Origin of the sequence: Trueperella sp. HMSC08B05 (assembly GCF_001808405.1) — a bacterium.
GTDB lineage: Bacteria > Actinomycetota > Actinomycetes > Actinomycetales > Actinomycetaceae > Trueperella > Trueperella bernardiae.
Window position 1 is genome coordinate 104,780 of record NZ_KV793232.1, and the last position, 14,236, is coordinate 119,015.

At 66.1% G+C, this 14,236-nt stretch carries 12 protein-coding genes; 2 read left to right on the forward strand and 10 right to left on the reverse strand.

Going from position 1 to position 14,236, the window contains the following annotated elements:
• Positions 1-105 precede the first annotated feature (105 nt).
• Positions 106-1,002 (reverse strand): 4-hydroxy-tetrahydrodipicolinate synthase, encoded by an 897-nt coding sequence (gene dapA / locus HMPREF3167_RS02920; RefSeq protein ID WP_068538411.1) that lies wholly within the window; start codon positions 1,000-1,002, stop codon positions 106-108.
• A 76-nt stretch (positions 1,003-1,078) separates the two neighbouring features.
• On the opposite strand from dapA, the gene HMPREF3167_RS02925 reads away from it, so the two are divergent.
• Positions 1,079-1,666: a GNAT family N-acetyltransferase gene (locus HMPREF3167_RS02925; protein WP_068538412.1), complete on the forward strand. Its 588-nt coding sequence runs from the start codon at positions 1,079-1,081 to the stop codon at positions 1,664-1,666.
• 4 nt (positions 1,667-1,670) lie between these two features.
• Here the strand turns inward: HMPREF3167_RS02925 and HMPREF3167_RS02930 are convergent, their stop codons facing one another.
• From HMPREF3167_RS02930 to HMPREF3167_RS02940, 3 genes are read right to left on the reverse strand one after another with little or no spacing between them, the layout of a single operon-like run.
• Entirely contained in the window at positions 1,671-4,850 is a 3,180-nt protein-coding gene (locus HMPREF3167_RS02930; RefSeq protein WP_070445411.1) for an SNF2-related protein, read from the reverse strand.
• Positions 4,847-5,578, reverse strand: a complete 732-nt coding sequence (gene dapB / locus HMPREF3167_RS02935; RefSeq protein WP_068538414.1) for a 4-hydroxy-tetrahydrodipicolinate reductase — start codon at positions 5,576-5,578, stop codon at positions 4,847-4,849. The genes HMPREF3167_RS02930 and dapB overlap by 4 nt, the downstream gene beginning before the upstream one ends.
• Before the next feature lie 23 nt (positions 5,579-5,601).
• Positions 5,602-6,900 carry a M16 family metallopeptidase gene (locus tag HMPREF3167_RS02940; protein ID WP_082661080.1) on the reverse strand — a complete coding sequence of 433 codons (1,299 nt, stop codon included), beginning with the start codon at positions 6,898-6,900 and terminating at the stop codon, positions 5,602-5,604.
• A gap of 127 nt (positions 6,901-7,027) precedes the next feature.
• Between HMPREF3167_RS02940 and HMPREF3167_RS02945 the strand changes: the two genes are divergently transcribed.
• A complete protein-coding gene (locus HMPREF3167_RS02945; protein ID WP_062612111.1) occupies positions 7,028-7,720 on the forward strand; it encodes a hypothetical protein in 693 nt (230 codons plus the stop codon).
• A gap of 62 nt (positions 7,721-7,782) precedes the next feature.
• Here HMPREF3167_RS02945 and HMPREF3167_RS02950 read toward each other — a convergent pair whose 3' ends face one another.
• The 6 genes from HMPREF3167_RS02950 to HMPREF3167_RS02970 form a co-directional block, all read right to left on the reverse strand.
• Positions 7,783-10,122, reverse strand: a complete 2,340-nt coding sequence (locus HMPREF3167_RS02950) for a polyribonucleotide nucleotidyltransferase (RefSeq protein ID WP_062612108.1) — start codon at positions 10,120-10,122, stop codon at positions 7,783-7,785.
• A 161-nt stretch (positions 10,123-10,283) separates the two neighbouring features.
• A complete protein-coding gene (gene rpsO / locus HMPREF3167_RS02955; RefSeq protein WP_062612106.1) occupies positions 10,284-10,553 on the reverse strand; it encodes a 30S ribosomal protein S15 in 270 nt (89 codons plus the stop codon).
• A gap of 146 nt (positions 10,554-10,699) precedes the next feature.
• Positions 10,700-11,683 (reverse strand): bifunctional riboflavin kinase/FAD synthetase, encoded by a 984-nt coding sequence (locus tag HMPREF3167_RS02960; protein ID WP_068538415.1) that lies wholly within the window; start codon positions 11,681-11,683, stop codon positions 10,700-10,702.
• Complete coding sequence (locus HMPREF3167_RS09910; protein ID WP_083200509.1) at positions 11,680-11,898, reverse strand: hypothetical protein; 219 nt, start codon at positions 11,896-11,898, stop codon at positions 11,680-11,682. Before HMPREF3167_RS09910 ends, HMPREF3167_RS02960 begins: the two co-directional genes overlap by 4 nt.
• Before the next feature lie 9 nt (positions 11,899-11,907).
• Positions 11,908-13,608 carry a DUF2207 family protein gene (locus HMPREF3167_RS02965; RefSeq protein WP_068538416.1) on the reverse strand — a complete coding sequence of 567 codons (1,701 nt, stop codon included), beginning with the start codon at positions 13,606-13,608 and terminating at the stop codon, positions 11,908-11,910.
• On the reverse strand, positions 13,605-14,165 hold the full coding sequence (locus tag HMPREF3167_RS02970; protein ID WP_068538525.1) for a LemA family protein: 561 nt from the start codon (positions 14,163-14,165) through the stop codon (positions 13,605-13,607). Before HMPREF3167_RS02970 ends, HMPREF3167_RS02965 begins: the two co-directional genes overlap by 4 nt.
• Between the last annotated feature and the right edge of the window lie 71 nt (positions 14,166-14,236).

Sequence of the window (14,236 nt, forward strand, 5' to 3'; positions counted from 1 at the left end):
CGACGCGCTGCGTCACGACGCCGTCCACCCGGCTTGCGGTCCGAGCACCCGGTTTGCACGGGGCCGGGTAGGCTGCCCGACCTGCCGCTTCTGGTTGGCGGCCGGCTACTCGATGAAGCCCTCGGCGCGCAGGGCAGTGCGGAGATTGGCAAGCTCGGCATCGGAGGCACCCACGAGCGGCAGGCGCACGGTGGCCGAGTCCAGCACGCCGATCATCTTGAGGGCCTCCTTGGCCATGACGGCCCCCTGGCCCCCGCCCATGATCGCGTCGATGATGGTGGACTGCTTGGAGAACTCGGCACGCGCGGCCGGCAGATCCCCGGCATCGACTTCGGTGACGAGCGCACGGAGCCCGGAGGCGATGAGGTGGCCGGCCACCGACACCACGCCGGAGGCTCCGTGGGCGAGCCAGGCGAAGTTGAGCGAGTCGTCGCCCGAGTAGTACTCGAGGCCCGTGCGGGTGATGCGCTCAAAACCCTGGGGCACGTTGCCGGTGGCGTCCTTGACCGCCTTGATCTGCGGGTGCTCCGCCAGACGGTCGAGCGTGGCATCCGAGATCGCCACGCCGGTGCGGCCGGGAATGTCATAGACCATGACAGGCAGGTCGGTGGCCTCGGCCACCGCCACGATGTGCTGGTAGACCCCGTCCTGAGAGGGACGGTTGTAGTAAGGGGAGACGACGAGCAGGCCGTCCGCGCCCGATTCCTGGGCGCCCTTCGCGATGCGCACGGCGTGTGCCGTGTCGTTCGAGCCCGCTCCCGCCACGATCATCGCCCGGCCCGCAACCGCAACCTTGACCTCGCGCACCAGCTCGTTCTTCTCCGGCTGGTGGGTGGTGGGCGATTCGCCCGTGGTACCGGACAGGACGAGGGCGTCGCACCCGTCGTCAACCAGCTTGCACGCCACCTTGCACGCGCTGTCGATGTCAATCGAGCCGTCCGGGTGAAACGGCGTGACCATGGCGACGGAGACGGAACCGAAGGAACGCGAAGGAGTATTCATGGCACTACCCTATACGGCGCTCCCCCATTCCGGCTCAGCTTTCGTCATCTGGACGTTTCCCTGACACAATGGCGGGGTGAACGTTGTGAAATCCGTGCGCCCCGCCCGACCCTCCGACGCGCTCGCCATCGCCCAGGTCCAGCGCGAGGCCATGTTGGAGGCAATCTCAGCCGGCCTCGACCACCGTGCTGGCCCCATGGTCGGCGCACAGCTCGAGATCGGCTCGCTTGCCGCCGCTTGGCAGGCCACGATCGAGGACCTGCCCTCCGATCGTCACCACGTGCTCGTGGCCGTAGCCGGAGACGAGGTGGAGGGCTTCGCCGCTGTCGCCCCCTCCCCCGCCGTTATCCTCAAGGGCGACGACGAATCCGGGCGCGACGCCGAAAGCGGGCGGCCGCGGGTCGCCTATGAGATCACGAACTTCTCCGTGCCGTTGCGCATGGCAAGCGCCGGCCACGATGCCCGCCTGCTCGCCGCCATCACAGACATCTGCACGGATGCCACCGAGCTCCACACATGGGCGATCGCCGGCCATGACCAGTTCACCCACTTCCTAGACGCCTCCGGCTTCGCCCCGCGCCCCCTGCGCCGGCACGCAGAGGTGGACGGGGAGGAAATCCGCGAGCACCTGTGGTGGACCACCCTCGAACGAGACGCCGACTAGTGCGCTAGTCGAGCAGGGCCCGCAGCTCGGCGGCGGACAGCTTGCCGTCCGCCGCGCCGTCCTCGCTCAGCACCCCGAGCAGCCGGCGCTTTTGATCCTGGAGGTCCACCACCTTTTCCTCGATCGTGCCCTCCGCCACCAGACGGTAGACGTGGACTGGGCGGGTCTGGCCGATGCGGTGCGCGCGGTCCACGGCCTGTTCCTCGGCCGCTGGGTTCCACCACGGGTCGGTGAGGATCGCGTAGTCCGCCATCGTGAGGTTTAGCCCCGTGCCGCCCGCCTTGAGCGAGATAAGGAAGACCGGCGCCTCCCCCGCGGCGAAACGTTTGATGAGGCCCGGGCGCCCGCGCGTGGACCCGTCCAGGTACAGGTAGGGGATCCCCGCCTCATCCAGCCGCTCGGCCACCAGTTTGAGGAAGCGCGTGAACTGGGAAAACACCAGTGCCGAGTGATGCTCGGCCACCAGGCTCTCCAGCAGGGGAAGCAGCTCATCCAGCTTGGAGGCCGGCGCGGCCGAGTCCCCGTCCGCCAGGCGCGGGTCGATCGCCAGCTGGCGCAGGCGCGTCAGCGACGACAGGATCTCGATCCGGTCCTCCTCCGACAGCCCGAGCACCCGCTGGCGCTCCTTTTCCAACTGCACATCATACATTCGCCGGTGGGATCCCTTGAGCTCCACGCGCAACACCTGCTCCTGCTTGGGCGGCAGGTCCAGGCTCACGGACTGCTTCGTGCGCCGCAGAAGGAACGGGCCGATGCGCCGGCGCAGCGTCGCTATGAGCTCCTCGCCCCCGCCGTCCGGGCTGGAGGCGGCCTTCTCGATCGGCTTGCGGTAGGCATCATTGAACTTTTCCGCCGAGCCCAGCAGGCCCGGGGCGGTGAGGGAGAACATCGCCCACAGCTCCCCCAAGTTGTTCTCGATCGGCGTGCCCGTCACGGCGAAGACCGTGGCCGCCCCCAGGCTTGCCGCCACCGCAAACCCCTTCGACTTGGCGTTCTTCACGTTCTGCGCCTCGTCCAGCACCAGGCCCGTGATCCCAAGCGCCCGGTAATCGTCCGCCTCCAGCCGCATGAGGGTGTAGGAAGTCACCACGACGTCCGCGCCGCTCACCTCATCGGCCAGGCGGGTGCCCCGAATACATTCGGTCGAATCGATGCCCACCACCTTCAGCGTCGGTGCGAAGCGCTCGGCCTCACTCACCCAGTTGCCCACCACCGAGGTGGGAGCCACCACCAGCCACGGCGAGCCGGGGTTACGCTCGCGGTCACGCAAAATCATCGCCAGGACCTGGACTGTCTTGCCCAGGCCCATGTCGTCGGCCAGCACGCCGCCCAGCCCCGCGTCACGCAGCTGGCTCAGCCAGCCAAAGCCCACCTCCTGGTAGGGGCGCAGTGTGGCATTCAGCGTATCTGGCACGGTGGCCGGCTCCGGTTCGGGGGCATTGCGCACTGCCTCCAGCCAGCGGTTCGCGGAAGCATTCACGATCCCCAGGTCGAGCAGGTCTTGCCACCAGGACTGCCGGATCTTCGGCACTCGCAGCTCCGAGCGCCGAGCGTCGCCCAGCAGACGCGCCTCCTCGATGAGCGCGCGCAACCTTGCAAGATCCGGGCTGTCGAGGTCCACGTACGAGCCGCCCACATAGGTGAAGCGTTGCCCCACGGCCAGCGCGCCCAGCAGCTCGCGTAGCTCGACCGGCTGCCCATCCACGAGCACCCGCATCCGCAGGTCCAGCCAGTCACGCGATTCGTCCACGTCCAGGTCTACCTGAACATCCTCGGCCCGGCGGAACGTGGGGGTATCCTGGACGACCTCCACGCCGATCGCGGCCAGTTCGCTGGCCAGCTCATCCAGGGCCAGGAGCTGCTCGCCCCGGAGTTTGATCCAGCCCAGCCGCTCGCCCATCATCGCCGGGCACACCCGCGCCACCACGTCGCTCGCCTCGCTCCGAATCGCCTGCTCGGCCTCCGCGTTCCGCCCGGGCCCGGGCGGACTCCACAGCGGATACGTGCTGATCACGTGCCCACGCTTGTCCTGGTAGGCCCACTCCCAGTTCGCGGTCACCACGGGCAACCGCTCGCCCGAGGAGGTGAGGGTGAGGCGCAAAACCGGCTCGGGCGGCAAGGGCAGCTCGTACCCGTCCGTCTTGATCATCCCAGTCACGCGCAACGCCGGGAGGAAATCCCGCTCGAAGTCATCCTGTTCGGAGGTGGGGACGCGGACGTCCTTGCGGCGCAGGTAACTCCATTCCTCGCTTGCCACCGGCTCGAGGAAGGCCATGTGGAGCTTGCCGTCATCCCAAAACACCAGTTGGCTCGGCTTGCCGATAAGTAGGAAGTCCTTCGGATCGCTTGGATGGTTGAGCGCCGCCGTGACGTCGATGAAATCGCCCGTGTCCGTCAGATTAATCGTGGGAACGGCCGGCTCCGGCTCGATAATAATCGGCAGCTTCGTCACCGTGTCGACGAGTTCAACACCAGCGTCGATGCAGCCCTTGAGGTAGTACCCAAGGAGCGGAGAGTGCAGCATCGTCATTGACAGCGGCTCGCGCATCCCGAACAGGCCGCCCGAGCCCAGCTCACACGCCATGAGGAAGTCGCGCACCGCCCGCACCTGGCGCGGATCAAATTCGCGCCCGATCCCCTCCCGGAGGTTGGACAGCGAAATGCCCGTCTTGATCCACGTGTCCCGCTTGCCCTTCCGCATCGAATGCATCTCGAGCCTGCCGGTGGTCTGCTGCTTCCATATGGGAAGGCTCGACATAGGAACACGCGGCGCCGTGAAGGTAAACCCGAGCGCGATGGGATCTTGCCCCGTGGCTTCGAGACCCAGCATGTTGGTCAGCGCCCTGCGCCAGCCCGAGTTCGCGTCAGTGCTAGGACGGCTCACCTGCGAGGCGGTCATGAGCGACGGCGGCACGAGCTTAAGCGCCGTGAGCGTGGCGCTCACGCAGTGCTTACAGTTGTACCCCACCGGGCAGGTACACCGGCCGGAGAAATGGACGAATTCCTCCCCCTCCAGCTCGTATTCGATCCATTCGGTGTAGATCTCCCCGTTCGAGCCGCTAGAGATCGCCTCGATGTCCTCATCACTTGCCGACGTGACGGACGATTGACCGCGCAGGGCATACACGAGGCCCCGCGCGAACGAGCCCGAGTCAACGAAACGTTCGAGCCCGCCGTAGTTCATAGATTCAACAGCGACTCAAGGCCGTACGTCAGCCCCGGGCGGCCCGCCACCTCGCGCACCGCGAGCAGCACGCCGGGCATGAAGGACTCTCGCCCGAACGAATCCTGGCGGATCGTCAGCTGCTCGCCCGGGTTACCCAGCAAGATCTCCTCATGGGCGTACAGGCCGCGCAGGCGGACGGCGTGAACATGCACCCCGTCGATCTGTCCGCCGCGGGTGCCGAGCGGATCGGATTGCGTGGCATCCGGACTTGCCAGCCCCGCCTCCTTGCGCACAGCCCCAATGCGCTGCGCGCTGGTGGTGGCCGTGCCCGACGGCGCATCCACCTTGTCCGGGTGGTGCAGCTCGATCACCTCTACCGACTCGAACATTGCCGCCGCCTTCTCCGCAAACGACATAGCCAACACCGCCGACAGCGCGTAATTGGGCGCAATGATCGCGTTCTTCCCCACACGCACCGCGTGTTCGCGCACCGCCTCTAGGCGCTCCTCCGTCCACCCCGTGGTGCCCACCACCACGTGCGATCCCGCATCGAGGATCGCGTGCACGTTCGCGTCCGTAGCGCTCGGCACCGTAAATTCAACGACGACGTCCGCCCCCGCCAGCGATTCGGCCGTGATCGGATCGCCCGCGTCCAGGCGCGCCACGAGATCGTGGCCGGCCCCTTCGACAGCCTCGCACACTGACCTACCCATGCGCCCTGCGGCGCCAACAACTGCAACCTTCATCTTATCCTCCTCTCCCCCCAAGTCTAAGACCCGGGTCCGACAATCATGAGCGATCTCGGCGAGCGGGCGATATCGCGGGCCAGCTCCTGGATCTGCTCCGCAGTGACGGCGCGCGCCTGGGCAAGTACTTCGTCGAGCGAACGCAGACGCCCGAACAGTTCGGACGTGCCGAGCCGGGAGCGCCGAAACGAGTTGCTCTCCGCGGAAAAGACGAGGCGGGCCCGGCGTTGGCGGAAGGCGATATCGACCTCGCGCTCGCTCACACCGCTGTCCGCGATGTCATGCAGGCACTCGGTCATGATCTCTGCCACCGCCTGCGTGTGGGAGGGCGAGCACAGCGCCTCCATCGCAACCAGGCCACCCTCAAGGTAGCCGGCCTGCCAGGCATAGGTGGCATAGGCCAGCCCGCGCCGCTCGCGCACTTCCTGGAAGAGCCGCGAGGACTGGCCGCCGCCCAGGATCGTCTCGAGCGCAGTGAGGATCTCCTCCCGCTCGTCCAGGAGCGGCAGCCCGGGGTATCCGACCACCACGGAGGACTGGCGCCCTGGGCGCTCCGCGAAGCCCTCACCCCCGGCCGTATACCGAATGTCCGCTCCGCGGCGGCGCGGTTCCGGCGCCCGCTCGGCCAGGTCCCACCCCGCCTCGCGCAGCTCCTTGGTCAGCAGGGCAACAAGCCGATCGTGGTCCACCTCCCCCGCGGCGGTCACGATGAGCTCTCCGGCATGGTAGTTGTCCCGGTAGTGGCCCACCATGTGCTCATGGTCGAGCGCCTCCACCGTCTCGAACGTTCCACCGATCGGCCGCGCCAGCGGGTGGGTGCCCATGACGAGCTCCAGGATGGCATCGGACGCGACGTCGGACACGTCGTCGTCGGCAGCGGCGAGCTCCTCGAGGATGACGCCGCGCTCGAGCTCCATGTCGGATCGGTCGAGGCGCGAGTTGCAGAACATGTCCACGAGGAGATTCAGCAATTCAGGCAGGTCGCCGGCGAAGACGTGGCCGTAGTAGCAGGTATACAGGCGGGCCGTGGCGGCGTTCATCGTACCGCCCAGCGCGTCGCCCAGGGCCGAGATCTCCGCGGCCGACCTTGTGTGCGTGCCCTTGAAGAGCAAGTGCTCAAGGAAGTGTGTGGATCCTTCAGCGTCCCGGGCCTCGTCGCGCGACCCGGCTCCTACCAAGAAACCGAGCGCCACCGACTTCTGCCCCGGCACGTGCTGGGTAAGCACGCGGATGCCGCTGGGGAGGAGGGTGCGCTGGGTGGGGATGCCGTCGTCGTCGAATGCGAGAGTGCCCGGAAGATCCAGTGGTAGTTGTAGCGCCATAAGATAGCCCATCTTACTTTTTTCGTCTCAACCACACCACCTGTCGCAACGGGCTTGCCCACGCGTTGGTGAGCTCTCTGGTCACAGATTTACAATCCGTAACGAAAGCATCTACTGAGGATTACGCATGCACGCACATTTTATTCCCTGGCCCACGCTTCCCCAGACCCCGCAGGGTCGGCCGCGCGCCGGAGCCCTCGTCACCACGTTCGCCGACGCAAGCACATCCATCCAGTGGTTCGACCCGGACATCCTGTTCTATTTCCAAGTCTGGGACCGCCTCGATGGCGCTGGCGGCAGCCGCCTCGAACCCGACATCTGCTTAAACGACAACGGCGATATATCTGTCGCAACCCTGCATACGCCGTGGGTCGAAGATAACATCCTGGGCCGATATTCAGTTCGCGACGGTCGATGGATCGACGAGCCAGATGGCCCGTGGGCCGAGTTCACTCGCCGCGCCTGTTCTGCCTTGGCCGAAGGCTTGCGTGCACCCAAAGTGGACCTGCCAGAAGGTAGAGTGTCCATCGTCGCAGTGCACAACTACCTCACGATTCATGTCAACTCTGGCGGAACGATGTATCGTCTGCTCGAGCGCGAGGTTCCCCGCGATGACGAATACGAGCCAATCTATCGACTCTTCGGCGTGCTGAGCGACGATTATCCCGTTCTCAGCCACGCCACCGCGGTCCTCCGGGATGACCGGTGGACCTACTGGGCACCCGGCACCGACGCCTACACCAACCCCAATGGAACACCTTCCCCCGCCTGGCTCGGTCTCGTCTCAGCCGCGTTTTGGAAGTTGTCGCAGTCTTCGTAGACCCTGGAGAGATAAGGGCGAGGGGCCAGCCCCTGCGGACCGGCCCCTCACCCATCTACCGATTACTCGTCAGCGGACTCCTCCGAGTCGCTTTCTTCGCGGGTGCGAGTGCGACGGCGACGACGCTCGCCGCCACGCTTCTCGCCATCCTCGCGGCGGTTACGGCGACGCGGGCGATCCTCTTCTTCCTTCGCGCTCTGCTCGGCCTCAGCGGCCAGCTGCTCGTCGGTGAGGACCGCGTGGAGCGAGAGCTTGCCACGCTGATCGATCTCGGCCAGCTCGACCTCGACCTTGTCGCCAACGTTGAGCACGTCCTCCACGGCGTCGATGCGCTTGCCACCGACCAGTCGGCGGACCTGCGAGATGTGCAGGAGGCCGTCCTTGCCCGGGGCCAGCGAGATGAACGCACCGAAGGTGGTGGTCTTGACCACCGTGCCCACGAAACGCTCGCCCACTTCCGGCATCTGCGGATCGGCGATCGCGCTGATGGTCTGGCGGGCGGCCTCGGCCGACGGGCCGTCGTTCGCGCCGATGTAGACCGTGCCGTCGTCCTCGATCGAGATCTCCGCGCCCGTGTCCTCCTGGATCTGGTTGATCATCTTGCCCTTCGGGCCGATGACCTCGCCGATCTTGTCCACCGGGATCTTGATGGAAATGATGCGCGGGGCGGTCTCCGCCATCTCGTCCGGGGCCGGGGCGGCTTCCTCGATGAGGTCGAGGATCGCGAGGCGGGCCTCGTGAGCCTGGGTGAGCGCCTGGGCGAGGACCGCGGCCGGGATGCCGTCCAGCTTGGTGTCAAGCTGGAGGGCCGTCACCATGTCACGCGTGCCAGCCACCTTGAAGTCCATGTCGCCAAGCGCGTCCTCGGCGCCGAGGATGTCGGTAAGCGCAACGTAGCGCTGCTCGCCCTCAACCACGCCGGAGATCAGGCCCATGGCGATACCGGCAACCGGAGCCTTGAGCGGCACACCCGCGTTGAGGAGCGACAGGGTGGAGGCACAAACCGAGCCCATCGACGTCGAACCGTTGGAGCCGAGAGCCTCAGAAACCTGGCGGATCGCGTAGGGGAAGTCCTCGCGCGCGGGCAGGACCGGGACCAGGGCGCGCTCGGCGAGCATGCCGTGGCCGATCTCGCGGCGCTTGGGCGAGCCCACGCGGCCCGTCTCACCGGTCGAGTACGGCGGGAAATTGTAGTGGTGCATGTAGCGCTTGGCCGTGACCGGCGAGAGGTTGTCCAGCTGCTGCTCCATCTTGAGCATGTTGAGGGTGGTCACGCCCAGGATCTGGGTCTCGCCACGCTGGAACAGGGCCGAGCCGTGAACGCGCGGAAGCACCTCGGTCTCGGCCGTGATGGTGCGGATCTGTGCCGGGGCACGCCCGTCCATACGCACGCCTTCGGTGAGGACGCGGTAGCGCATCTCCTCCTTCCAGTGCTGGTTCACAGCCAGGGTGAGGGCCTGCTCGCGGTCCTCGAAGCGGTCGGACAGCTCGGAGACGATGGTCTCGGTCAGCTCGTTGAGGGCGTCGTCGCGCTCGTGCTTGTCCACGATGCCCCACAGGGCCTCGAAGCGGCCGTTGATCTGCTGGCCAACAGCCTCGAACTCCTCGTCCTCGTACGGCAGGAAGCGCGGCAGGTCAAGCTCTTCCTTCTCCACCTGCTCGGCGAGCTTGAGCTGCGCCTCGCACAGGGTGCGGATGAAGGGCTTGGCGGCCTCGAGGCCCTCGGCAACCGAGGTCTCGGTGGGCTTCGTGCCGCCCTTGGCCACGTTGTCCAGCGCCTCATCGCCAGCCTCGGCCTCGACCATCATAACGGCGATGTCGTCGCCAACAATACGGCCGGCCACCACCATGATGAACGTGGCATCCGGAAGCTCGGAGTAGCGCGGGAAGGCCACCCACTGGCCGTCGATGAGGGCCAAGCGCACGGCACCAATCGGGCCCGAGAACGGCAGGCCGGAAATCTGGGTGGACATCGAGGCGGCGTTCATGGCGACGACGTCGTAGGCGTCATCCGGGTGAACCGTGAGCACGGTGGCCACGATCTGAACCTCGTTACGCAGGCCCTTGGCGAACGCCGGGCGCAGCGGGCGGTCGATGAGGCGGCAGGCCAGGATCGCGTCGGTGGACGGGCGGCCCTCGCGGCGGAAGAACGAGCCGGGGATGCGGCCGGCCGCGTACTGGCGCTCTTCGACATCAACGGTCAGCGGAAAGAAATCGAACTGTTCCCTCGGCTGAGAGGAGACGGCGGTGGCGGACAGGATGGTCGTCTCGCCGTCGAGGTAAGCAAGTGCCGAGCCGGCAGCCTGGCGGGCAAGCAGGCCGGTCTCGAAACGAATGGTACGGGTGCCGAACGAGCCGTTGTCAATAACGGCTTCGGCGAACTTCACGTCTGGACCCTCCATGGATCTCCTTTTCATCTGCCCGCGGTCATCGATTGTCATTGACGCTTTCGTGAGCGGCAACCACAACCGAGGACCGACGGGGATAACTTCTTCTACGTTCGCCCACCAGGCGGTGAGACGAACAATCGGCCCGCTCCATGGGGAGCGAGCCGATCGGGCGTCTAGCGGCGCAGGCCGAGACGCTTAATCAGCGAACGGTAGCGCTCGATGTCTTCGTTCTGAAGATACGTCAGAAGACGCTTGCGCTTACCGATGAGGAGCATCAGGCCGCGGCGCGAATGGTGATCGTGCTTGTGGGTGCGGAAGTGCTCCGTGAGTTCAGAAATACGAGCCGAGAGCAGAGCGATCTGCACTTCGGGAGAGCCGGTATCGCCCTCATGAGTCGCGTATTCCTTAATGATGTCGTCCTTACGCTCCTTGGACAGAGCCATACGATTCTCCTTCTACTCGTTGCGCGGAGCCTGGGGCATGTTCTCCCAAGCGATGACGCTCCGCGGCCGATCGAACGGCTTAGCTAGTCTAGCACGGCGCGCAATCACGCCTCCGTGGCCGCATGGGTGATATGCGCCTCTGTCAGTTAGCGGGCCGTGACGTCCTTCGGGTCCACCCTGTGCGAGACCGGCACGCCGAGGATCTCCGCGCTCTTGCGCAGATCGTCATCCATCTGGGCCTGCAGCTGTTCCACCGAGTCCATCTTCATCATTGGGCGCACGTAATCTACGAAGTCGATCGCGATCTCCTCCCCGTACAAGTTCAGGTCGGCGCGCCCGAGCACATGGGCCTCCACCGTGCGCTCCTCGCCGTCGAACTGGGGGTTCGTGCCGATCGAGATCGCGGCGGGAAGGTGGACTGTCGCCGTCGATCCCTTCACCTGCCGCACCACCCAGCCAGCGTAGACGCCGTCACGCGGCACCTCCCCCACGCCCGAGCCGGGCAGGTTCGCCGTGGGGAATCCGAGCTCGCGCCCGCGCTTGAAGCCGTGCTGGACGATCCCGCGCAGCCGGTGTGGCCGGCCGAGGATCTTCGCGGCCTTACGCACGTTGCCCGCCTCGAGCAACTCGCGCACCCACGTGGAGGAATAGCGCCTGCCGGACGGCCCGCCCAGGTCGTCGATGAGCGTCACGTCGATCCGGCCCTCGCCGTACTCGACCAGGAACTGCCCGTCCCCGGCGTTACCCTTGCCGAAGCGCACGTCCTCGCCGACGACGACGGCCACCGCCTTCAGCTTCCCGATCAGCTCCTCGTCCACGAAGGCCTTAGGGGTCGTCTCGGCGTAGTCGAGGTCGTACTTTTGCACGACGACGCCGTCCAGGCCTGCCGCCTCCAGCATATTGAGACGGTCCTCGAGGGTTGAGATGAGCGGGAGGTCGACGTCGGGACGGTGGACGTGGCTGGGGTGGGGGTCAAAAGTGAGCGCCACGGAGGCAACGCCGCGCTCGCTAGCCTGCTCCACGGTCTGGGCGAGAATCTCGTGGTGTCCGCGGTGGACGCCGTCGAAGATACCGATGGTCACAACCGAGGGGCCGAGGTCGTAATCCTCGGCCGAGTGAAACACCTTCACTGCCCGCGCAATCCGAGCTGCATCCGGCCCTCGGAACGATCGTCTGGGGCGCCCGCGGGGGTGTTAGCCGTGCGCACGCCGTGGTGCTTACCCTTGCCACCGCAACCGCAGCCGCCACGGCCCTGCCCGTGCCCGTGGCCGCCGCACCCGCAGCCGCCACGGCCGTGGCCGTGTCCTTCGTGGCCCTTGCCACCGCATCCACATTGTTCACTCATAGGTTCATCCTAACGGATGCCGCCGCCGGATCCCCCACCGAACGAACCGCCACCGCCGCCGGAGGAGGAGAAGCCGCCCCCGCCCGAGGACGAGGAGGTGGCGTCGTTGTACGCGGAGCTGAGCGAGGAGGAGATCGAGGAGGCCATGGACACCGAGTTCGGGGTGAAGCTGGACTGTGTCGCGTAGTCCGGGTCCACGATCTTGAACTGCTCCTGGACCTCCTGCGCGATCCCGAGGTAGCCGGCCCACACCATGTACTGGTCCCACAGCAGCACCTGGGAGGCGCCGCGTTCGGCGAGCAAGGAGAAGTCCGTCAGGTAGTTGCGCAGCATGACGACGCGGCGGGCGAGCTCCTTGCCGCGGCCGGTCGCGTCGTACTTGGTGGTGGGGAACACACCCAGCACTCTCTTCTTCGTCTTGACCATGAGGCCCTGGTGGATCATCTCCAGGCGTGACTGATCGAGCGCTTCTTCCCGCCACCGCTTCATGGTAGAGACATTCCTGCGCGTGTATCGCTCGATCTCGCTGGCCTGCAAGATCCCGTCCTCGCCGGCAGCTGCCATCATTATGGACCACAGCCATTGCTCGGTGGGCCCTTGGATCACGGGCTCGCGCTGGATAATGAAGGCCGGCTCGTCGCGCTTGAAGAAGCGGCCCCGCTCCATCGTCGTCTCACGCACGGCCCCCTGCCCCACCCAGGTGAGGAAGAGCGCGGTGGCGAGTCCGGGCAACGGAGAGCCATAGAGGGCCACGAGGTCCTCCAGTCGGCCGTCGTAGGGGATGTCGCGCCAGTACTCGTCCTTTTCCACCCGGCCCGCGAAGCCGTGCTTCGTCGAGTTCTTCGACCTCCTGGCCACATCGAGCCCGATCGCAACGAACGCGATGGTGAGAAGCGCGGGGATGGGGATCGACAGCAACTTGCCCGTCGATGACGATTCTCCCGTGACCAAAAAGTCGCCCTCGGAATCGTCGCCGCGATCGGAAAAGTCCGAGCCCTCCTTCGCCTTCGCCTCGAGGGACTCGGCGGTGTGGTCGAGCTGCGAGGTGGTGGCGAAGGGCCCCTCGGGGAAGATCGCGAGCATGACCATGTGGTCCGAGGAGTCGATCGGCCCGGAGGAGCTGGCCGTTAGCGCGCTAGCTGTGATCGCCGTGCGGCCCTCGTAGCCGAACCCCCACACGCGCGAGTTTTCCTGCGTGTAGGTCATGCCGATCGCGTTCGTCAGTGAGATCGAGATCGACTCACTGTACGTCATGTTGTAGGGGATGAACTCCCAGTACACGGCCTGGGCGCCGTCGGTGAGGTTCTTGACCACGTTCGTCACCGTGTACGTCATGACGGCGGTGTGGGTGCCGTACGTGCCAAAGCCGAAGGCGAGCTCGTAGCCGTCGTCGAGGGTCACGACGCCCGACTGGCCGGCTTTCTCCTCCAGGCTGCGGTCCACGTCCCACTCGCCCACGTCGGTCAGCAACTTGCCATCGAGCACCACGGAGAAGTCCGAGACCTTCGAATCGGCGAGGTTGCCGAGCGAAATGTAGTGCTCGGTGCCGTCCTGCGCCGTGAACGTGCGGGTGTCGGTCACGCGCATCGACCCGTCCGATTGCAACTCGGCCACGATGTCGATGCTTGAAATCTCGGTCGCCTGTGCCGGGATCGGGGCGAAGAGCGCCGGGATCAGGACAAGTGCAAAGGCGAAGACGAGGCGTTTCATGACCAGCCCGGCATCTCGTTCTTCGTGGCCGTGTTTTCGAAGTAGGCCTCCTGCTTGAAGCCGAACAGCGCGCCGACGATCATCGAGGGGAACTGGCCGCGGTAGCGGTTGAGTTTGGTCACCGCGTCGTTGTAGAACATGCGCGAGTGGCGCACGTTGTCCTCAAAGCGCGTCACTTCGCCCATCGCGGACTGGTAGGTCTCCGACGCGCGCAGCTGCGGGTAGGCTTCCGCGAGCGCGTTGAAGCGGCCGAGCATCGAGCCGAATGCCTGGTCGTCCGCCGCCACGTCGGCCGGGGTGGAGGTGGGGCGCAGGGGCGCGCGCTCCTTCGTCACGGCCAGAAGGGTCTCGGCCTCGTGCTCCGAGTACTGTTTGGCGGCGGCGATCACCGAAGTCAGGGCATCCCAGCGGGATTCGATCTGGGTGGCGATCTGCCCCATTGCGTTGCGAACGTTCTCCCGCAACGCCACGAATCGGTTGTAGGTGACGATGACCCACCCCATGAAGGCCAGGAGCAGGAATCCGATGATAAGAATGATGAGCAATAATGTAGGCATGGCCCCCATTATGACATCATGGCGCACGCCACTGCACCAGGGGAGATCTGGCAGATACCCCTAAGCGAACT

Coding starts and splice junctions, on each gene's coding strand:
- dapA (WP_068538411.1), bottom strand. CDS start 1,002: ATGAATACTCCTTCGCGTTCCTTCGGTTCCGTCTCCGTCGCCATGGTC.
- HMPREF3167_RS02930 (WP_070445411.1), bottom strand. CDS start 4,850: ATGAACTACGGCGGGCTCGAACGTTTCGTTGACTCGGGCTCGTTCGCG.
- dapB (WP_068538414.1), bottom strand. CDS start 5,578: ATGAAGGTTGCAGTTGTTGGCGCCGCAGGGCGCATGGGTAGGTCAGTG.
- HMPREF3167_RS02940 (WP_082661080.1), bottom strand. CDS start 6,900: ATGGCGCTACAACTACCACTGGATCTTCCGGGCACTCTCGCATTCGAC.
- HMPREF3167_RS02945 (WP_062612111.1), top strand. CDS start 7,028: ATGCACGCACATTTTATTCCCTGGCCCACGCTTCCCCAGACCCCGCAG.
- HMPREF3167_RS02950 (WP_062612108.1), bottom strand. CDS start 10,122: ATGGAGGGTCCAGACGTGAAGTTCGCCGAAGCCGTTATTGACAACGGC.
- rpsO (WP_062612106.1), bottom strand. CDS start 10,553: ATGGCTCTGTCCAAGGAGCGTAAGGACGACATCATTAAGGAATACGCG.
- HMPREF3167_RS09910 (WP_083200509.1), bottom strand. CDS start 11,898: ATGAGTGAACAATGTGGATGCGGTGGCAAGGGCCACGAAGGACACGGC.
- HMPREF3167_RS02965 (WP_068538416.1), bottom strand. CDS start 13,608: ATGAAACGCCTCGTCTTCGCCTTTGCACTTGTCCTGATCCCGGCGCTC.
- HMPREF3167_RS02970 (WP_068538525.1), bottom strand. CDS start 14,165: ATGCCTACATTATTGCTCATCATTCTTATCATCGGATTCCTGCTCCTG.